Annotated in this window: 15 protein-coding genes; 1 reads left to right on the forward strand and 14 read right to left on the reverse strand. The window is 60.8% G+C overall.

Translation table 11 applies throughout. From position 1 onward, the window contains the following. Window positions 1–12 precede the first annotated feature (12 nt). The 11 genes from NK8_RS34395 to NK8_RS34445 all read right to left on the reverse strand — a co-directional run bounded on the left by NK8_RS34395 (window position 13) and on the right by NK8_RS34445 (window position 13632). Window positions 13–1566 carry a class I adenylate-forming enzyme family protein gene (locus tag NK8_RS34395; RefSeq protein WP_029672505.1) on the reverse strand — a complete coding sequence of 518 codons (1554 nt, stop codon included), beginning with the start codon at window positions 1564–1566 and terminating at the stop codon, window positions 13–15. 47 nt (window positions 1567–1613) lie between these two features. After that, complete coding sequence (locus NK8_RS34400; protein ID WP_029672504.1) at window positions 1614–2747, reverse strand: trans-acting enoyl reductase family protein; 1134 nt, start codon at window positions 2745–2747, stop codon at window positions 1614–1616. A gap of 218 nt (window positions 2748–2965) precedes the next feature. Further along, window positions 2966–3652 (reverse strand): cytochrome c, encoded by a 687-nt coding sequence (locus NK8_RS34405; RefSeq protein WP_213233883.1) that lies wholly within the window; start codon window positions 3650–3652, stop codon window positions 2966–2968. After that, window positions 3653–5128 carry an FAD-dependent oxidoreductase gene (locus NK8_RS34410; protein ID WP_213234005.1) on the reverse strand — a complete coding sequence of 492 codons (1476 nt, stop codon included), beginning with the start codon at window positions 5126–5128 and terminating at the stop codon, window positions 3653–3655. Between the two features lie 91 nt (window positions 5129–5219). Beyond that, window positions 5220–6185, reverse strand: a complete 966-nt coding sequence (locus tag NK8_RS34415; protein ID WP_213233884.1) for a YCF48-related protein — start codon at window positions 6183–6185, stop codon at window positions 5220–5222. Between the two features lie 13 nt (window positions 6186–6198). Next, entirely contained in the window at window positions 6199–8559 is a 2361-nt protein-coding gene (locus NK8_RS34420; protein ID WP_062253032.1) for an RND family transporter, read from the reverse strand. A gap of 45 nt (window positions 8560–8604) precedes the next feature. Beyond that, on the reverse strand, window positions 8605–10434 hold the full coding sequence (locus NK8_RS34425) for a DUF1302 domain-containing protein (RefSeq protein WP_062253031.1): 1830 nt from the start codon (window positions 10432–10434) through the stop codon (window positions 8605–8607). Window positions 10435–10510: 76 nt separating this feature from the next. After that, entirely contained in the window at window positions 10511–11872 is a 1362-nt protein-coding gene (locus tag NK8_RS34430; protein ID WP_062253029.1) for a DUF1329 domain-containing protein, read from the reverse strand. Window positions 11873–11952: 80 nt separating this feature from the next. Further along, window positions 11953–12366: a RidA family protein gene (locus NK8_RS34435; RefSeq protein WP_062253027.1), complete on the reverse strand. Its 414-nt coding sequence runs from the start codon at window positions 12364–12366 to the stop codon at window positions 11953–11955. A gap of 20 nt (window positions 12367–12386) precedes the next feature. Beyond that, on the reverse strand, window positions 12387–13220 hold the full coding sequence (locus NK8_RS34440) for a phytanoyl-CoA dioxygenase family protein (RefSeq protein ID WP_029672591.1): 834 nt from the start codon (window positions 13218–13220) through the stop codon (window positions 12387–12389). A 220-nt stretch (window positions 13221–13440) separates the two neighbouring features. Further along, complete coding sequence (locus NK8_RS34445) at window positions 13441–13632, reverse strand: hypothetical protein (RefSeq protein ID WP_029672590.1); 192 nt, start codon at window positions 13630–13632, stop codon at window positions 13441–13443. A gap of 646 nt (window positions 13633–14278) precedes the next feature. Here NK8_RS34445 and NK8_RS34450 point away from each other — a divergent pair. Next, the gene (locus NK8_RS34450) at window positions 14279–15697 is read left to right on the forward strand and encodes a TetR/AcrR family transcriptional regulator (RefSeq protein WP_225936613.1); all 1419 of its coding nucleotides are present in this window, start codon (window positions 14279–14281) and stop codon (window positions 15695–15697) included. 403 nt (window positions 15698–16100) lie between these two features. On the opposite strand, the gene NK8_RS34455 is transcribed toward NK8_RS34450, so the two are convergent. From NK8_RS34455 to NK8_RS34465, 3 genes are read right to left on the reverse strand one after another with little or no spacing between them, the layout of a single operon-like run. Continuing rightward, window positions 16101–16955: a 3-hydroxybutyryl-CoA dehydrogenase gene (locus NK8_RS34455; protein WP_062253021.1), complete on the reverse strand. Its 855-nt coding sequence runs from the start codon at window positions 16953–16955 to the stop codon at window positions 16101–16103. A 19-nt stretch (window positions 16956–16974) separates the two neighbouring features. After that, a complete protein-coding gene (gene bktB / locus NK8_RS34460) occupies window positions 16975–18171 on the reverse strand; it encodes a beta-ketothiolase BktB (RefSeq protein ID WP_062253018.1) in 1197 nt (398 codons plus the stop codon). Between the two features lie 39 nt (window positions 18172–18210). Beyond that, window positions 18211–19917, reverse strand: coding sequence for an electron transfer flavoprotein-ubiquinone oxidoreductase (locus NK8_RS34465; RefSeq protein ID WP_062253015.1), 1707 nt, complete (start codon window positions 19915–19917; stop codon window positions 18211–18213). Window positions 19918–19955 lie beyond the last annotated feature (38 nt).

Consider the following 19955-nt stretch of genomic DNA (forward strand, 5'->3'; position numbering starts at 1 on the left):
AAATTGACTGACTCAGATCCGTCGGCCTTGACCCTGCCAGTACTGCTCGCGCAGATCTTTCTTCAGCACCTTGCCGGCGGTGCTACGCGGCAGTGCCGCAATGAAGTCCACGCTCTTCGGTGACTTCACCGAGCCGAGTTTCTCCTTGCATAACGCCACGAGCTCTTCTGCACTGACGCTCTGACCGGCGTTGAGCTCCACCACCGCCTTCACCGCCTCACCCCACTTGTCGTCGGGGACCCCGATCACCGCGCAATCCTGTACTGCCGGGTGCGCCCAGATCACCTGTTCGACTTCGCTCGGGTAGACATTGAAGCCACCGCTGATGATCATGTCCTTCTTGCGGTCGGTGATGTACAGATATCCTTCGTCATCCAGATGACCGACGTCGCCGGTGCGCAACCAGCCGTTCACGATCGTTTCGGCGGTTTTGTCGGGCGCCTTGAAGTAGCCCTTCATCACGAGGTCGCCACGTACGCAGATTTCGCCGGTTTCGCCCCGAGGTAGGAGCTCGCCACGATCGCTCATGATTTCGACGCGAATCAGCGGATTGGGTCTGCCCACCGACGAAAGCCGGCTTTCCGGAGCAAGCGCGCCATCTACGAAGTGCTCGGCCGGCGTGAGATAGGAGATCGACGCCGGGGCTTCCGTCTGACCATATCCGCCCGCCATGATCGGACCGAACACCTCGATCGCGCGCTTGAGCTTCTCCACCGACATGGGTGCCGCTCCATACAGAAAGCATTTGAGCGAGGAGAAATCCTGGTTCTCGATACCGGGGATATCGAGCAGGCGGTAGATCACCGTCGGCGGCAGGAAGAACTCCGTCACCCGATGTTTCGCGATCGCCGCGAGCAGCGGCGCCGGCTCTGGCTTGGGCAGTACGACCACTGTGCCGCCGCGGGCGGTGCACGGCAGCGAGAGCATTCCCGCGGTATGGGTCATAGGCGCCGCCGCAAGATTCACCGGACGCTCCACGCCATACGGAAACGCAATCATGAACTGCGCGAAATAGGTTTGAAACGCGCGATGCGTGTTCATCACCCCCTTCGGCAAACCCGTCGTTCCGCCCGTGGCAGAAAGCGTCACGATGTCGTCCATGTCGTACTCGACGCTCGGCCCGGTCGCAGGTTGCGCCGCGCTCCATGTCTCGAGCGATGGCGCCCACGGCAGATCGGCATCGATACAGACCCAGAGCCTCACTTTGGGCAGGCTGGGACGCAGCGCCTCGATTGCCGGTGCGAATGCCTGATGAAAGAACAGCGCTTCGCAATCGAACGCGTCGAGGAGGTACTGGTTCTCCTGCGGCGCGTTGCGCCCGTTGACCGGGATCCACACCACCCCTGCGCGCCACAGCCCCAGCGTGCAGGTCCATGCCGTGACGTCGTTATCGGCCCAGACCGCCGCCTTCGCTTCTTTTTCGAAGCCTGCCTCGAGCAGTCCGTTAGCGATACGGCACGACAGCGCGTGAACTTCACTGAACGAATAGCTTCGCTCGTCCTGAATGTAGGCGATGCCGTTGGGATTGATACGCCAACCGCGATCGAAAAAGTCAATGATTGCCATGTCCCATGTGTCCCTGGATCGGTTTCGAATCTCTGTTCTCGCGGCCGTTACAGTTGGGCGACTGTCGCGCGCGCGAGCCCGCGCTGCTCGAGGAACCCAAGCAGGTAGCGATGGCCGAATGCCTTCGAACCGGATGCAAAGCCAACCTTCGCGGTGTCGCCGTCGAGAAGCTTGGCAATACCGGCGGCATGAATGGCTCCGGTGGCGATATACGGCGTGATGCCGTGCACGGTCGCCCGAACTGCCGCAAGCTGACCGCGGCCGATCGCAAAGTCGACAGTGCGATGAAGCGACGTGCGCTCGCGCGGCGGCATCGACGGTGTCACGGAATCGACAAGCTGTTTGAGTACCGTATCCTGCTGCTCACGTGGCAGGTGTGCGTATTCCGCATCCCACTTCTGACTGAGCCCATGCACCATCTGCATTGCGTTGTTGTCGTAGAAGCCAACGCACGAGATACAGCTGCGCACGCGGGGATCCTGCTCGAAATACACCGGCAGCGAGGTGCCGCCCCACGGCAACGCGAATACTGGTTGCAGAAAATCGGGGGAGGCAACATTGAACGAAGCGTGCTTGTCATGCGGCACCAGCTTCTTTTCCCATAGATAGCAAGATTCCTGGCGATAGCCTCCGAAGATGGTCGCCGTAGAGCCCACGCTCACACCGGCGCCGGCACCGCGCGGGCCGCGCGTCAAGGTCGCCGTCTCCAGCGCATCGACGCCAGGCGTCTCGAGTGCCAGCTCGGCGGCAATTTCCGCAAACGTGTACATGTACGCGTTTGACGGCGACAACAGTAGACCGGCCTGACGGTAGGGTTCGCCAAACTGTTCGCGTGCCTGGCGGATAAAGTGTTGCTCGCCGGTGGTGTCGAGGTAGTGACAACCGGCCTTGATTGCCGCCTCCACCGCGACCAGGCCGAAATCGAAGAACGGCCCGACGGTGGCGCACACGACCTTCGCGCCGCGAAAGGCATTCGCAAGCGAATCGACGTTGTGTTCGGCCTCGATGATTTCGTAGCTCGCAGATTCGAGGCGCACGACCCGCTGCGCCATCATTTCCTGCGTACGCCTTGCGTTGCGCGCCACAGCGGTAAAAGGAATGTTCTGGTCGATCAGCCAGTCCATGATCAACATGCCGGTATAACCACTTGCGCCATATACAACGACGGGATGCTTTGCCATGCCTGTCTCCTAGAAGGTGATTGGGTTCAACGGTGCGTCTTTCAAATGCGGCGGATGCCGGCGGCGGTGACGAGCTCCGCTATCAGAGAATGCAGCGATGATGCAGGTCCATTTTATAGAACATCGTATCTAACATAGTCATAGTCTACAAACATTTTAAGTTTAAAAAAGACAGGTATTTCCTGTCCTTAGACCTCTTTTCGGTTACGCGATGGTTGTTATTCAGCGCCTGCGCCTGCGTTGCTGCCGACCGGCGTCAGACTGGCAAGATAGCTGGCCACCGCCTTGACGTCTTCGCCCGACAGAGTGCCCGCCAACCCATTCATTGCGCCGCTCGGGTCATGACGCTCGCCGGTCTTGAATGCAGCAAGCTGCCTCACGAGATAGGTCTCTCCCTGTCCCGCCAGACGCGGAATCTGGTTTTCCCCCATGAACGCCGCTCCGTGGCACGCTTGGCAACTTTTTTCTGCCACGAGTTCCATACCGCGCTTCTCTAGCCCGGCTTGAGTGCGCGCCGGCTCGCTTCGGGCCGGAGTCTGCCGCGCAAAATAGGCACCCAGTGATTTGATCTGTTCGTCGGTCAGATCCCTTGAAATCGGCCCCATATAAGCGTTGGGCCGTTCCCCGTCAGCGAAGGCGCGCAATTGGGCGATGAGATAAGCCTGTGGCTGTCCTGCCAGCGACGGATACCAGGCGTTCGCGGACTGCCCGTGCGCACCGTGGCAGAAATAGCAGGTCTCTTGCGGTTGCGGCCAGGAGCCACCGTTGGCCACTTGCAACCTGTCGATCTCGTTCATCGCTTTTTCGAAATGCATACCGTCCAGGTACTCGCGTCCGTAAAGCGCTCCCACGCCCACCACAGCGGCGAGCCCGACGACTCCACTTACGATCCATGCCCGTCTCATTCAGGCCACCTCGCCGCGTCGAGTGAAACCAGCCAGCGCCTGCAAAGCAGCACGATGGCCCGAACGCACGGCACCGTCCATCGCACCCGCCCAGATGTCGGCAGTTTCGGTGCCCGACCAGATCAGGCGCCCCACTTCGGGGTGCAGATACTTTCCCCACTTCGTCCAGAAGCCTGGCGGCATGGGGTTGATGCAATGCAGGGTCCACTGATCGACCCGGCCCCAGTCGTAGTCATGGAACTGCGTCGGATGCAGCGCGCGGTCTCCGAATGCCTTCGCAAATGTGGCCGACAGCGTCTTCTCGGCCGTCGCGGGATCATCAGGCAACATCCCTGGCGCCACGAATGCGGCGATCACGCCGAGCGATGCGTCGGGAGGCGAATTGTCGTACGTCATGAAAACGGGACCGCCGACCTGGAAGATCGTTCCGCAGTACCCGGCGTCGCGCCAGAACGGCTTGTCATAGACGTGGACAGTCTTTCGCATTGGGGCGCTCGTGGGCCAATGCTGCTGGAGTTGCGCCCGCCCGCTGGGCAACGGCGGATCGAAAACCACCTGATTGCAAAGCGCCGGATTCATCGCAACGATGACGCGACCGGCCTTAATCAAGCCTTGATCCGTGTGCAGCTCGACGACTTCGCGATCCCAGCCAGTGATCTTGCGCACCGGCGAGGAAAGCCTGACCTTGTCGCCGAGCTGCTCGGCCATCTTGATGCTCAGACGCTGCGAGCCGCCGACGATGCGCGTTTCCTGTGCCCCGCCTTTGAATGCTTCGAGTTGCGTATAGTTGCAGCTTGCGCTGTTGATCATCGACAAGTAGTGCAGCAGACCCAACTGGGCCGGCGCACCGCCCGTCGTCAGCTTCGCGGCTAGCGCGAGAAAGTAGCCGTCCTCGTATTTCACGCCCTGCTGCAAAAGCCATTCGCCGTAAGATAGCCTATCCAATTCCGCCAGATTCGGTGCCTTCCATGGCGCGCCGGATGGCACGCCCCGCGACAGTTCGGCAAGCCGGTTGCCAATCGTGTCGTCACCCCCGGTGCCGCCATGAAAATCTTGGGCCACGATAGCGCCCTGCGCCATCACGACGGTCTTCCCTGCGTACCAGCTCGGAAACGTGTCGATCTCGAGTTGACGTGCCAGATCGAAGATCGCGGTCTGACCGGGACCGATCCACTGCCCTCCGGCTTCAGAAACGACGCCGCGGCCAAGGTCATGGTTATAGGTTCGGCCACCGACGCGATTGCGTGCCTCGAGCACGACAAACGAATCGCATCCAGCCAGCTGGAGGTCGCGGCCCGCCGTCAATCCTGCGAGACCCGCACCGATGATCGCGACGTCCAATACCTCACGGTCTCTCGGGGGCTTCGTAACCGCACTTTGCGCGAGTGACACTCCATCGGCAGCCAGCGTCGCAGCACCTGCTGCGGCAAGGTGGAGGAACCGGCGCCGGCTCCGCGCGGGGGGCCTGCGAATCATTTTCGGTTCCGTCTCGACTTCCATGTTGCCACTCCTGTTTCAATTATATGCAGTACTGCGATATACACATGCGGCAGGAAATGCAGCATGCTCAAGGCCTCACCAGCACACCGTCCTGCGAAAACAGCAACGGCTTTCCGGTGCGATCGATCACTGCGGCTGTGAGGGACGCACGATCCGCGCGCTGTTGAACCTCGAACGAAGTACTGCCCTCGCGTTGCCGGAAAACAAGGCCATCGAGCCCGACGCCCATCAGTCCATTCCCGGTCGTCAAAAGATCAGTGATCGAACTCTTCGTGCCCGCGTTCAACGCCGTCCATGTCGCCCCATCGTCGCTGCTCTGGTACAGGCCGCCCAGCAAACCGCCTACGATGATTCGGCCGTCGGGCAGCGCCACGCCCGTCCACAGCGTCCCTTTGCCGCCCGTCGCCTGATAATTCCAGTTCGCCCCGCCATCCGTGGACTTCAGCACCATTCCCTGCTCAGAGTCGATGTAAAGCACACCGTGACGATCAGAAAAGACGTGGTAAAGGTTGCGGTCGGCACGACCACTACCCGGTGGTTTCGGCACACTCACTTTCGTCCACGACTTGCCACCATCATGGGTGACGAGCATGAGTGACCATAGGCCCACCGCGATTCCGTCCCGAGCAGTAGTAAAGAGCACGGAGAACAACGGCTGGTCAACTGAGAGGTCTATCCGCTGCTTTTGCCATGTCTCGCCGCCGTCGCTCGTCGCGAGAATCACGCCCCACTGTCCGACCGTCCAGCCGTGCTGCGCGTCGGCAAAAGTGACCGCAGAAAGGGTTGCGGAAACCGGAACATGGTTTGACTGACGCCACGTTTTTCCCTCGTCATCTGACATCACGACTACGCCGTGCTCCCCTACGGCAACGATGCGCGAACCGGCACGCGCCGCGTCCATCAACATCATGTGCCTCGGCGCTGTCCAGGCATGCGCGGGTTTGGCCGCCCAGTCCGCGACCGCTCCCTGTGCTTGAGCGAAGGCCGCGACGCTCGCACACAAGGCCGCGCCGGCAACAAACATCTTGATCATGATTGGTCTCCAGTCAGTGGCTGAAAAGCCCCGGCGCGCGCGCCGGCTTGCGGCGCGGAAACCAGCGCTCCAGGACCGACGCCAACGCCGGCAGCGCGGTCATCGCCATCAGCAGGTTCACAAGGAACATGAACGCCAGCAGCTTGCCCATGTCCGCCTGAAATTTCAGTGCTGAGAAGCTCCACGTCGCCACACCGATGGCCAATGTGATCGCCGTGAAGATCGTCGCTACGCCGACCTCGAGCATCGCGTGCTGCACCGCCTTCACAATGTTCTGGCCACCCGCTAGATGCACCTGCAAGCGGTTGTAGATATAGAACGCATAGTCCACGCCAATACCTACGGCCAGTACCATGACCGGAAGCGTCGCCACCGTCAGCCCGATTTGCAACTCCTTCATGAACCAATAACCAATGAAAGTTGCGACCGTGAGCGGCAAGCAGCACGCCAGCATTGCACGCCAGTCACGGTAGGCGAGGAACACCAAAATCAGGATGGCAGCGTAGACATAGAGCATCATCGGCAACTCGCTCTTCTCCACCTCTTCGTTGATGGCCGCTAGCACGCCCGCGTTTCCCGCCGCAAGCCGTACATTGATACCCGGAAATACGTGCGATGCGCGGTATTGCTTCACGTCGTCCAGGATTCGGCTAATCGTCGTGGCCTTGTGATCGGTGAGAAAAAGATGAACCGCTGTCATGCCACAATTGGCCTTCATGAAGCCCTTCACTCGGCCAGCATCCACCGAAACCGCTCCGTAGTTTTCGGGGTCGATCGGCACAACGTTCATCTTCGGATAGTCTTCGTTATAGCCCTGGTTGTAGCGGCGCAGCATCCCGGCGTATGACTGCACTGACACCACGCCGGGCTCGTCACGCAGCGTGCTCGTCAGATCGTCTTCGTAGAGTCCGACAGCAGGGTTGTCGCATGCCTTGCCTCCCGACTCGATTGCGAGCGTGAGCCAATCGAGGCCAATGTCGTAGTTCGCCGCGATCGACGTCGCATCTTGGTTGAAGCGCGCATCCGCACGCAGTTCGGGCGCACCCGGCTGAAGCGTACCGATCACGCGGTCGCGGCTTTGCCAGGCAGAGAGAGCGAAAACCACGAGCGTCAGCGCCACGGTCACGCCTGCATAGCGCGGCTGGGCGATGCGGGCGAGTCCACGCAACCATGACGAGCGCCGCTCGCTGCGTTTGAGTGCGCTGTCCGCATAGCTCTTTGTGAAGTGAAAGCACGAAGCGGCGACGGGCAGCAATACGAGGTTCGTCACGATTTTGTAGCCGACGCCGAGCGACGCAGTAATAGCCAGCTCGCGCACCATGGGAATCGGAATCAACAGCAGCGTGATGAAAGACACGAATGCGGTGACGAGGGCCAGCACACCCGGAATCAGCAAACCGCTGAAGCTATGGCGCGCCGCATCAAACGAACTGTTGCCATGCGCGATCTCACGCACGATGAAGTTGACCTGCTGCACGCCGTGCGACACGCCAATCGCGAAAACCAGGAAAGGCACCAGCACGGCGAGCGGATCGAGGCCGAATCCCAGTAGCTTAAGCGTCCCGAACTGCCAGACCAGTGACGTGAGGGAACATGCGATCAGCAGCACCGTGAAGCGAATCGAATGGCAGTACCAGTAGACCGCGAGCGCAGTCAACAGTAGTGCGATGCCGCAGAAACCGAGCACGGCCGTGGCGCCATCGGCGATATCGCCAATTTGTTTCGCGAAGCCGATGATCTGGATCTCATAGCCTGCGTCCTCGAACGGCTTGCGGATCTGCGCCTCGAGCAGGTGATTGAACTTGACATAGTCGAGCACCTTGCCGTTACGGTCGCGCTCGTTGAGCTCGGCCGTGATCATGGCGCTGTCTTCGTTATGCGAAACAAGCGTTCCGACGTAGCCGCCCTGGGTGGTCGCATGCCGAATCGCGGTGACAAGCTCGGGCGTCAGTTGCTCAGGCGTGATGGTGCCTGAGATGATCGGCTCGGCGCGAAAACCTTCATCAGTGATCTCGTTCACGTATGCGTTCGGCGTCCAGAGCGACTGCACGCCGATCCGATCCACGTTCGGCAGATACGTCACCGCCTGAGTCACTCTATATAGACGGGTGAGCCCTTCCTTCGTCCAGATGGAGCCGTGGCGAGATCGTACGACGAAGGTTATCCGGTTCGCACCGAGCAGGTCGGAGCGATATTTCTGGAACGTCCGGATGTACTCGTGACCGATCGGCATCTGCTTCTCGAACCCCGCGTCCATGCGCAGTTGCACGGCGAACACGGCCATGGCGACCGTAAATACCCCGACCGTCACAAGCACCGCTGCTCGGTGTCCGAAGCACAATCTTTCCAACGTTTTAACCAGGCGATTTAGCACAGCTTTGATCCCTAAGTTGATTCAACGACCCACGGCATCGAGCCATCAGAAGTTCCGTGTCACGAACATCCCTACAAAGTTGCGGTCTGCATATGGCTGACCCCCGGTGTTGTGTCCGCCCCAGAACAACGTGTAGTTGATGCCCGCCTGCCACGTGGCCGGGTTCTGGTTGAAAAGCACATAAAGGTTCAGCGACTTCGCGCCCTGCAGGTAGTTCGCGCTGAGCGTCGGCGTATAGCCGTAGAGTCCGGTGGCGAACGTGACGCCTGGCGTCACCTGCCAGCCGCGGATCAGTGTGCCGTCGTAGGTCCAGTTGAAGTCGATGGTCGCGCCTACTGAGCTCGATGTGCCCTGCGCCATCCCGATCGGATAGCCAAGATTCGAGGTGTTGTTCAGCCAGGGAAAATAGCCCGCCTGCGGCACCTGCGTAACCACTTGTCCGTCGACCGTACGGGTGACGCCCTGCGAGCTAAGACCCGGGTAGTAGACCCAGGTCAGCTCTGCAGTCAACGTCGCGGAATCCGCACCGATCAACTTGAGAAACGGATACTCGCTGCGCGTCAGGGCCAGGATGCCGTTGATGTCGAACTGGAACCGCTTCATGTCGGCCCACTGCTGACAATTGACGCCCGCCACGCCGTTCGTGTTCAGGTCGGGTGGGCCGCCCGCGCCATAGCAGCTCGACAGCGCCACGGCGTCATGTGGCCGATATGACAGCTCGGTGCCAATAGCCCAGTCCCCCAGCCCGAAATTCGCGCTCAAGCCGAAGAGCTGGCGGTTCTGAAGATACGACCACTGCTCGGTCCCATTGGCCAACGATGAAAGCACCGGCGACTTGTCCGTGTAGTTGACGTAGTAAAACGCGAAGTTCGCACCGAAGGAGCGCGGTGAAAAGTTAAGCTTGAAACCGAACTGTGGTTTGTACTTCGATGGCGACTGCCATGAAACCGGGAGCCCGATATCGTTGAAAGGGGGGCCAGCATACGTGCCGTTCACGAGGCCCGTGTTAATTCCGTCGAGGACATTCTGGTTGCCACTGTTCGGTCCGGCGATCGTGCCCGCACTTGGACCGGCTACATTCAAGTTGTTCGTGCTGATGGTGAGCGGCTGCGTGCCACGCCCGAGGCTGTTCGTTGTCGACCAGTACGATCCGACTGGCGGGTAGCGGTTTCCGTTCCACTGAAACTGGTAGTATTCCTCAGTGCTGAAACCATGTGAAAGATCGGCGGCGAAGCTCACCATCGGTGCAGGAAGGAGCGCCTGCTTGAGTTGCGAACCCGGCACGAGCAGCTTCTGGATGTCGAGCGAGTTCGTCGCGTTGATCCCGCCCATCGCGTACATGCTCTCGCCCCAGTTGATCACCTGGTTGCCGAGCCGCACGTGCGCGGCATTCCCGGCAATGGTGAAATCCTTCTCGGCCCACAGATCGAGCAGTTGCGCATCGTAGACGACCTGCGCCGACGCGGTGCTCGACAATGGCGTTCTTGCCGTATCTTTCGCGAGGAAGTCGTACATGCCCGTGCCCCGGATCATGAACTTGAGCCCTTCGCTCGGCATCTTCATCAGCAACTCGCTCGTCGCGCTGGCGTAGGCGCTGTATGCCTGCCCCTTGCGGTAATTCAGATCGCCGTTATCGCCGAAACCCCATTGATTGGTGTTGGCCCCCGCTCCGCAACCCGCGGAATTGGGGTCGCCAGTGAGAGAGCAACTCGGATTCTTGGTCCGGATCCCCGCACCCGCCGTCAGGTTGGTCACCCACGAGCCTGTGAGATCGTTGATCCCGGTCGTGAAGTCGTAACCGTACGCACTTGATGCTGCCGTGCCGAATATGGCCAGCGATACCGCAACATACCTGCCGATTATCTTCGTTGTCATGGTCTGCCCCACCGTCCCTCTCCCTGCCGGCGCACGCGTGTGACGTGCGCCGGGTCCTTTGTGCCGACGTCGGATGTCAGCGCTCGCTCGCCGAACGCAACGATTCCGCGGTGTAGAAGTCCACCTTGAAGCGAGGATTGTCGACATGCTCGTACCAGCGAATGTCCTTGCCCTGCCCGATGGACGATGCATCCAGCACGTAGCGTCCGTTGATCAGGTCGTATTGCACGAAGGGCTCGTTGTCGCAGGCCCCGCCCAACTCCCACACTGGGATGGGGTAGCTTTCGCGTACCTTCCAGAGCTTGCCCTGCGCGTCGTAGTCTTCGCCGACCAGCGCGAGCCAGCTGTCTTCATCCAGATAGAAGACTTTCTTCGATGCGACGTGGCGTGCCGTAGGCTTGAGCGTGGCCTCGACGACCCAGACACGGTGGACCTCATAGCGACGGTGATCAGCTGCGATCCCTTCGGGAGTCGCAACGTCGTGCAGCTTCGTCTTGAAGCTGTACATGCCGAAGTCGTTGTACGGGACGATCATTTCGCGCTTGCCCACCAGCTTCCAGTTGAAACGGTCGATGGACCCGTTGAACATGTTCGATTCATCGATTAGGTACTGGTTTTCGAAGCCGATCAACGGCGCATCGTGCGTATAAGCGGGCATGCGTCTCACACGGCGCTGACCCGGAAAATAGTAGTAGGTCTCGGAATCCTTATCGAAGAACTGGCGCTGTACGAAGGCCTGTCCAGCTAATGCCGCGGGTGAGTTGACGGAGAAATAGGCACCCAGATTGAACTGATCGACGTCCTGCGGCGACGTCTTGCCTTCCTTGCCCGCTGGAAAATAAAAGGTTTGGGGACCCACTGCGTCGATCCAGTCACTGCTGCCGGGACGCGGGGAAATCGCCGTGACAACCGGGGACCACTCCACTCCCTCGCCGCGGTACCGTGTCTCATAGTTGAGGATCGCTTCGGCGCCACTCTTTGGCTGCGGAAATGCCACTCCGGGGAGGGTCGCCGCTTGTACTGTCTCGCCATTCGAAGCCAGTTTCGCGGTGGTGAGATTGGCCGTGGAATTTTGCTCGGCGAATTCCGGCAACTGACATTCGCGGTGGGACGGATAGACGTCCATCCGATAACCCTTTTGCTGTTTGATCAACTGGATCTCGCCCGGGGAGAGCTTGTCCGCGTACTTGTCGACGTTTGCCGTGTCGATCGAATAGAGCGGCTTCTCGTCCCGGTGTTTCCAGAAGTCGCCGCGCATCTTGCCCCACTCCCAACCTGCCGGCGTGGCTTGCCTCCCGGCAAACGCCGGCACCAATCCGTCCTTGCTGGCCGCGCGTTCGGCGCCTACCGGCGTAAGTTCCTCAGCAACGGCCGCTCCGCCCGCAAGCAAGAGCGCCGCGGCGATGGCCGACAATGTTCCAATAGTGTGCTTTCTCACCGCAATTCTCCTTCTGATCTCATCATAATTAGTAGTACATATCGCGGAAACGTCGGAGCTGGCGTTGTAGAGCAAAGCACTCAGCTCTCGCCGCAGCTTGCCACTGCTACCGCTCTGATCTCGATGCACAACTCCGGTAGCGCCAGTTGGGTCACGCCAACGGCCGTCCACGAGGGATAGCGTGTCGGGAAGTACGCGTCCTTGACCGTCGAAAAGGCCTCCATTTCCCCTCGCAGGTCCGTGTGAAAGGTGGTCAACTCCACGACGTCGGCCAGACTCGCCCCCGCCGTTTCAAGCACGACCTTCAGGGACTCGAAGGCGATGCGTGCCTGCGCCTGCATGTCCTCGCCGGCTTGCATATCCGGGCCGATGCCGACCTGACCAGAAACCCAAATGGTGTCGCCGACTCGGGTTGCGGGTGAAAAATGAAAAGTGTCGTAGAACGCCTGAAACGGCGGCGGGATAATCGATTGCCGCGAAGTGGACTTTGTCATGGTGGTGATGGTCGGTGTGGTCAGACGAGTTGACGGAAACAGGGTGCGCGAAACGGATCGCCGTCTTTCAACGCGGCAAGTTCTTCGAGGAATAGAACTCCGGCCGACGTGAACCCCGACACGCTCGGTTGCGGCAGCGGACTGAAAACCGCGTCGTCGCCGAAGAAGCGCAGCACAAGTGTGTGGCGAGTCGGAAATGCCGCGTCCACCGCTCCGCCGCCATGGAGCACGCCCGGATGCAGGAGCAGAACATCGCCGGGCTCCGTCTCCCACGAAATGATGTCGTACGCAGCCGGGTTGCTGCGGCGCTCCGCTTCGATATTTGGCAGGCGCGGCCAAACATCCCCGCCATGCAAAGGGTCAGTGGGATCGTCCGCATTCTGAAAAGTGGTGCCGTCATGACGCGTGCCGCGATGCGAGCCCTTCACGATCTCGAGCGCATTCTGCCGGGGAACAGCCTCGAAGCTGATCCAGGCATTGCCAAAGTGCTTGCCCTCCCATGGCAGGTAGGAAGTGTCCTGATGCCAAGGCGAGCGTCCGCTTGTGCCACCAGCCTTGAGAAACAACTCTTCGGCGAAATACCAAACGTGCTTCGATCCCCAGAGATCGGCGAACAGTTCGCCAAGCGGTAGCCTGCCGACCAAATCATCCAGGCGCGCCTTCGCGTAGGGATTGGCGTTGTCGTTGTGCGATTTCTGCGCGGTGCCATCGAACAGTGTCGTGGCCATTGGTCCCGGATTCTCGATACCCCAATCGAAGACGTGCCGACAGAGGGCCAGTTGCTCTCTGTTGAGGAGGCCTTTTATCAGGATCGCGCCATCTTCGGCGAAAGCCCTATGCCCGAATTCATCCATCAATGTTCTCCCGGCTCTTCAGTCGACGGTCCAAGCGCGAGCGCGCGCCGGACGATGCCCGTACTAGAAAACTGTGGTAATCATAGGTCATCATGACAAAGAAAAACTGAAATCAAAAGACAGGGTATTCCCTGTCGTTCATCTGATTTGCCTCGAAAATGTCGAGAATTGGGCCGTCCGCCGACGACCACGACGGACCCGCGTTTTTTAACGCTGACCGTCAATAATCACGATGAAGCGGATGATCAGCGCGGTCGTCGGAAGTTTCGCTCGAGATCGACTGGAGCAAGTTGTCGGCAAAGCGCTGAAGGGCCTGGAAAGACCCGTACACGCTCTTGTACTCCACGCGGCCGATCCGGCCATCGAGCACGACCAGCATGCCCGAATCATTCGCAAGCCTTTCGATATCCATCACGTTTCCCCTTCGAAACGAAGAAAAACCCGCAGTCCCTAGTCTGCCGACAGCGAAGCACCCAACGTAGGTCGATGGGGACCCGGAGGGAACACTCGCCACGATCCATCACCGTGCTGGAAGAAAAGAATCGCCAGAGGGCCTGACGACAGAAATGACTCCGCGCGCACGCACCGAATGGGCCTGCGTGAAGCGCACGAAAGCCGGGTCAACCGGATCGGTGAGGCTGTGGTCGGGGCCAGCCACTTCTCGATCATGTCGCGCAAGGAAACCACGTCGTTGCTCATTGCCTGCTCCTTCTTGTCAGCCCCCAAACAACTGCGGATAAATGTTAATACGGTTTAACGACCTATCTTTTACGTATTCGTGACCTAATAATAGATGTTGATTGACCTACAATCAAGTCTGGCGATGGCGAGGGAAAACACTGATTCGGGGTGGGTTTAGCTCTCGGGAGCCGCATCTGCAGGCAGAACATACGTGTCATTTGACACGGAGCCTTCGCTTCCTCGGCGTTTTTCGGTATGTCGACAGGCGGCGACCGTTCATCCGGAAGAGGTGCTGCCACGACCTTACGATTATGTTATCTTGCCTTGATCTGACCTATAATCGGGATCGACCGAGGCAGTTTTTACGGAGCCGCAGCGTGCAAGAGAAGGCAAAAAAAAATTTCGTTGATTCCGGTGGGCCGAGCAACGGGTCGGGATCGGCCACAGGACGAAACCGTGAACTACGCATCGCGCAAATCATCCTCGCCGCGCAGCAGACGTTTCGGGAGGATGGGTACGCCGGGTTTGCGACACGCGGGGTGGCGGGCCGCGTGGGAATCACCCTGGGAAATCTTCAGTACTACTTTCCGGTGAAAGAGGAGCTGTTACGCACAGCGCTGCAAGCTTATGTACAGCGGAAACTTGACGACTACATGAAGATCGCGCACCGGCAAGATATCGACGCGGCGCAGCGTTGTTCCGCGTTGGTCGAGCGGATGATTCTGGATATCCACGAGACCGACCTCCCTCAGTTCCTGTTTGAAATGTTCGCATTCTCCCAGCACGCGATCTATGCTGCAGAGCTCGCCGATGAATTTCATGCGCAGTGCCGGGACCTCTTCGCGAGGTTGTTTTCGGAGATCCAGCCTGCGCTCGCTAAAGGAGATTGCCTGGTTCGTGCAACAGTCCTCCTTGCACAGACGACTGGCATGATGATCTTCAATCGCTATGTGGGCGATGGGGAGAAGGACTACGCGGAATTCGTACGCTTGACAAAGCGCTCCGTCAAATCGCTTGTCGAGTTGCCCCCAGAGGCCTTGAAGGGCGATGTTCCTGATGACGGTGTACGCGGCCGCCAACGGGGGATCAAGCAAAGTGCCGAACTCGGCGCGCGGGTTCAAGGGAGACTATTCAATCTGAGCGTTGGACAAGCACGACGAGACAGTCTCTATTACCGGCCGACGGTCCAAGGAAAGCGTCGAGAGTTGAAGATTAACGAGATCATATCTTGCGCGGCCAACCTACTGGCGACGGAAGGATATGCACAGTTTACGCAGGCGCGAGTGGCGAGGGAACTCGGCATCCTGCCGTCCGCGCTTCAAAATTACTTCCCCACGCATGACGAACTGCTCAGCTCGACAATCGACGCGTTACTGAGGGTTTATCTGGAACGCTATAAGGAAATGGGGAAGCCGAGCGGCAAACCTGCGCTCGAACGTCTGTGTGAAATTGTAGAAGATGCATTTGAGGAAGCCGTTGACCCAAGGGTAGCCCGGTTCTCGTTTGAAATATTTGCTCTGGCTCAGCACTCGGACGGTACGCGTGAACTCGTGAGAAGTCTTTACTCTGCCTATCGGGCGATCTATGTCGGACTAGTACGCGAGATGGACGCCTCCGCAACCGCGCGCGACTGCCTGGCCCGCGCGACGCTGATCGCCGCTCAGATGGAAGGCGCGGCGATGTTAATGTTCGGAACACAGAAACAGGCGCCAGATATCAATCGCGTTTTTGAACTGATGAGCGCCATGACAATTCGCGTGGCGTATGGGAATGTCGGCAAAAAGGGAGTGACGTGAGGCGAGAACCTTGCGCGGCCAGAACGCGACATGGGGCGATCAACTTTGAAGTGCGACGCCGGGATATGCTAAATGTGGGCACTTGACTGCGAGAAATCAGTAGCAGTTGCGGCCTAACGAACGCGTCACTTTCGCGACCGCGAAGCAGCACGATTTGAGCGAGCGGGCCATGGCCTGCTCGCTCGGTCGCTCATCTGCCTGCACCAGGCCCGCAGCATGCGCCTTCCGCTCAGTTGTCTACGAGTGGGACTTACTTAGCCTGAATGCCGAGTTCGGTCGCGCTTTTTCGGCGAGAACCTATCCACGGCGGTATGCCCAAGCAACTGCCGCACGCCGATCGCGTTTCATGGCCGAAGCGAACTATGGCAGATCGCATCGACGAGGGAGCCTTCCCGACAAGCCACTACACGGTGTAGTCATACACCCCACGTCCTGACTTGCGCCCGAGGCGTCCGGCCGCGACGAGTTCGCGCAACAAGCTGCACGCGCGGTACTTCGGATCGCCGAAGTCCTTCACGAAGACGTCCATCACGGACAGGCACACATCGAGCCCGATGAGATCGGCGAGCGCGAGCGGACCGATCGGATGATTCGCGCCGAGCTTCATGCCCTCGTCGATTTCCGCCGCGCTCGCCACACCCTCGTGCAGCACGAAGAACGCCTCGTTGATCATCGGTACGAGAATGCGGTTGACGACGAAGCCCGGCGAATTGCGCACGCCGATCGGCGACTTGTCGATGCGCTCGGTGAGCGTGCGCACGGCCGCCGCCGTCCGGTCGCTCGTCTGCAGGCCACGAATGATCTCGACGAGCGGCATCATCGGCACGGGATTGAAGAAGTGCATGCCGACGAAGCGCGACGGGTCGGCGAGCGGCGCCGCGAGCGCGGTGATCGAGATAGACGATGTATTCGTCGCGATGATCGCATCCGTCCGCGCCGCCGCTTCGATCTGCCCGAGAATGCGCCCTTTCAGTTCGACGTTCTCGGTCGCCGCTTCGATGACGATATCGGCCGAAGCAAGGCGCGCATAGTCGGTCGACGTCGCGATGCGCCCGAGCGCGGCATCCTGCGCCGCCGCGTCGAGCTTGCCGTTGGAGACGAGCCGCGCAAGGCTCGCCCGGACTGCCGCACTGCCCTTGCCGAGCGCCGCTTCGCTGACGTCGATCATCACGACGTCGAGCCCCGCGACGGCCGCCGCCTGCGCGATGCCGCTGCCCATCGTACCCGCGCCCACGACGCCGATCGTTTCGATATTCATGGAATGTCCCTCGATTCGATCACTGAAGATTTTCGAAGATCGCCGCGATCCCCTGACCGCCGCCGATGCACATCGTGACGAGCGCGTACCGGCCACCGGTGCGCTTCAGTTCATACAGCGCCTTGACGGTGATGAGCGCGCCCGTCGCGCCGACCGGATGGCCAAGCGAAATGCCCGAGCCGTTCGGATTGACCTTGCTCGGATCCAGTCCCAGCTCTTGCGTGACCGCGCAGGCCTGTGCGGCGAAGGCCTCGTTGGCTTCGATCACATCGAGTTGCGCCACGTCGAGACCCGCGCGTTCGAGCGCCTTGCGCGTCGCCGGCACGGGGCCGATGCCCATATAGGCCGGATCGACACCCGCATGCGCGTAGGACACGAGCCGTGCGAGCGGCCGCGCGCCGCGCCGCTCGGCTTCGCCGCGCTCCATCAGGAGCACGGCCGCCGCCGCGTCGTTGATGCCCGAGGCGTTGCCGGCCGTCACCGTGCCGTTCTCCTTGACGAACACCGGCTTCAGGGTTTCGAAGTCCCTGGCGCTCGCATCGAGGCGCACGTGCTCGTCGGTGTCGAAGACCGCTTCGCCCTTTTTCGTGCGCAGCGTGACCGGCAGGATCTGGTCGCGGAAGCGTCCTTCCGCGATCGCACGCTCGGCACGGCGATGCGATTCGAGCGCGAGCGCGTCCTGCGCATCGCGGGCAATGCCGTATTTGCGCGCGACGTTCTCCGCCGTCACGCCCATATGAATCGTCTGGAACGGGTCGTGCAGCGCGCCGAGCATCATGTCGACGAGCTTCCCGTCGCCCATGCGCTGGCCGAAGCGCGCGCCCGGCAACGCGTACAGCGCGCGGCTCATGGATTCGGCGCCGCCGCCGATGACGACGTCCGCATCGCCCAGCAGAATGGTCTGCGCGGCCGAGACGATCGCCTGCAGGCCTGAGCCGCACAGGCGGTTCACCGTCAGCGCCGGCACGTGCTGCGCGACGCCGCCGTTGATCGCCGCGACACGCGCGAGATACATGTCCTTCGGCTCCGTATGCACCACGTGGCCGAACACGACGTGGCTCACTTCATCGCCCGTGACGTTCGCGCGCTGGAGCACTTCGCGCACGGTCATCGCGCCCAGTTCGGTCGGCGCGAAATCCTTCAGACTGCCGCCGAAATCGCCGATCGCGGTTCGCACGCCGCTCACCACGACTACTTCACGTTTTGCTTCGCTCATTGATTCGCTCCGGTTCGTTTGCGCGTGCGCGCCGCGCGATTACATGTTCGGATAGTTCGGCCCGCCGCCGCCTTCCGGCGTCACCCATACGATGTTCTGCGTCGGGTCCTTGATGTCGCAGGTCTTGCAGTGCACGCAATTCTGCGCATTGATCTGCAGCCGGTCTTCGTCCTTGCCGTCCGTCTCGTCTCTGACGAACTCGTACACGCCCGCCGGACAGAAGCGCGCTTCCGGGCCCGCATAGGTGCGCAGATTGACGTCGATGGGCACGTTCCCGTCTTTCAGCGTCAGATGCGCGGGCTGGTTCTCTTCGTGATTGGTGTTCGAAATGAACACGGAAGACAGCCGGTCGTACGTCAGCTTGCCGTCCGGCTTCGGATAGACGATCGGCGTGCACTGCGCGGCAGGCTTGAGCGTCTCGTGATCCGCGTGCCGGTGATGCAGCGTCCACGGCACCTTGCCGCCCAGCAGCTTCTGCTCGATCCCCACCATCAGCGTGCCGAGGTAGAGGCCCTTGCCCATCCATTGCTTGAAGTTGCGCGCGCGGTGCAGTTCCGTGTGCAGCCAGGAGCGCCGGAACGACTCCGGATAGGCCTCCAGCTCGTCCGATTCCCGCCCGGCCTGCAAGGCGTCGAATGCGGCATCGGCGGCGAGCATGCCGGTCTTGAGCGCCGCGTGCGAGCCCTTGATGCGCGACGCGTTGAGAAAGCCCGCATCGTCACCGACGAGCGCGCCGCCCGGAAACACCAGCTTCGGCAAGCTCATCAACCCGCCCGCCGCGATCGCGCGCGCGCCGTACGACACGCGCTTGCCGCCTTCGAGGAACGTGCGGATCGCCGGGTGCGTCTTGTAGCGCTGAAATTCCTCGAATGGCGAGAGATACGGGTTCGTATATCCGAGGCCGACGACGAAGCCGACCATCACCTGATGATTGTCGAGGTGATAGAGGAACGAGCCGCCATAAGTGTCGGTCTGGAGCGGCCAGCCGGCCGTGTGAATGACGAGCCCGGGCTTGTGCTGCGCCGGATCGATCTCCCACAACTCCTTGATGCCGATGCCGTACACCTGTGGATCGACGCCCTCGCGCAGGCCGAAGCGCGCCGACAGCTGCCGCGCGAGATGACCGCGCGCGCCTTCGCAGAACAGCGTGTACTTCGCGTGAAGCTCCATGCCGAGCTGAAACGCCTCGGTCGGCTGTCCGTCGCGGCCGACGCCCACGTTGCCCGTCGCGACGCCCTTGACCGAGCCGTCATCGTGATAGAGCACTTCGGCGGCGGCGAAGCCCGCGAAGATCTCGACGCCCAGTGCTTCGGCCTGCTGACCCAGCCAGCGCGTCAGGTTCGCGAGGCTGATCACGTAGTTGCCGTGATTCCTGAAGTTCTCCGGCAGCGCCCAGTTCGGCACGGCCCGCGCGCCTGCTTCCGACAGGAACAGAAAGCGGTCCTCGGTCACGGCGACATCGAGCGGCGCGCCTTGCGCTTTCCAGTCGGGAATGAGCTCGTCGAGCGCACGCGGGTCCATGACCGCGCCCGACAGAATATGCGCGCCGATTTCCGAGCCCTTTTCGAGCACGCACACGCTGATCTCGGCGCCCTGCTCCGCCGCGCGCTGCTTCAGGCGAATCGCGGCGGACAGTCCGGCGGGCCCGCCGCCGACGATCACCACGTCGTACTCCATCGATTCACGCGGACCGTATTGCTCGATCCAGTTCGTCGACGCCTCCGTGCGGGCGTTGTCCAACGTCATACCGCCTCCTTCTCTCAGGCTCAGGACACGCGTACGCG

Origin of the sequence: Caballeronia sp. NK8, assembly GCF_018408855.1 — a bacterium.
GTDB lineage: Bacteria > Pseudomonadota > Gammaproteobacteria > Burkholderiales > Burkholderiaceae > Caballeronia.

What these genes read in the sequence shown, in the direction of transcription:
- NK8_RS34400 (WP_029672504.1), bottom strand. Translation starts at nt 2,747, where the DNA reads ATGGCAAAGCATCCCGTCGTTGTATATGGCGCAAGTGGTTATACCGGC.
- NK8_RS34415 (WP_213233884.1), bottom strand. Translation starts at nt 6,185, where the DNA reads ATGATCAAGATGTTTGTTGCCGGCGCGGCCTTGTGTGCGAGCGTCGCG.
- NK8_RS34410 (WP_213234005.1), bottom strand. Translation starts at nt 5,128, where the DNA reads ATGATTCGCAGGCCCCCCGCGCGGAGCCGGCGCCGGTTCCTCCACCTT.
- NK8_RS34455 (WP_062253021.1), bottom strand. Translation starts at nt 16,955, where the DNA reads ATGAATATCGAAACGATCGGCGTCGTGGGCGCGGGTACGATGGGCAGC.
- NK8_RS34435 (WP_062253027.1), bottom strand. Translation starts at nt 12,366, where the DNA reads ATGACAAAGTCCACTTCGCGGCAATCGATTATCCCGCCGCCGTTTCAG.
- bktB (WP_062253018.1), bottom strand. Translation starts at nt 18,171, where the DNA reads ATGAGCGAAGCAAAACGTGAAGTAGTCGTGGTGAGCGGCGTGCGAACC.
- NK8_RS34425 (WP_062253031.1), bottom strand. Translation starts at nt 10,434, where the DNA reads ATGACAACGAAGATAATCGGCAGGTATGTTGCGGTATCGCTGGCCATA.
- NK8_RS34440 (WP_029672591.1), bottom strand. Translation starts at nt 13,220, where the DNA reads ATGGATGAATTCGGGCATAGGGCTTTCGCCGAAGATGGCGCGATCCTG.
- NK8_RS34465 (WP_062253015.1), bottom strand. Translation starts at nt 19,917, where the DNA reads ATGACGTTGGACAACGCCCGCACGGAGGCGTCGACGAACTGGATCGAG.
- NK8_RS34405 (WP_213233883.1), bottom strand. Translation starts at nt 3,652, where the DNA reads ATGAGACGGGCATGGATCGTAAGTGGAGTCGTCGGGCTCGCCGCTGTG.
- NK8_RS34395 (WP_029672505.1), bottom strand. Translation starts at nt 1,566, where the DNA reads ATGGCAATCATTGACTTTTTCGATCGCGGTTGGCGTATCAATCCCAAC.
- NK8_RS34445 (WP_029672590.1), bottom strand. Translation starts at nt 13,632, where the DNA reads ATGGATATCGAAAGGCTTGCGAATGATTCGGGCATGCTGGTCGTGCTC.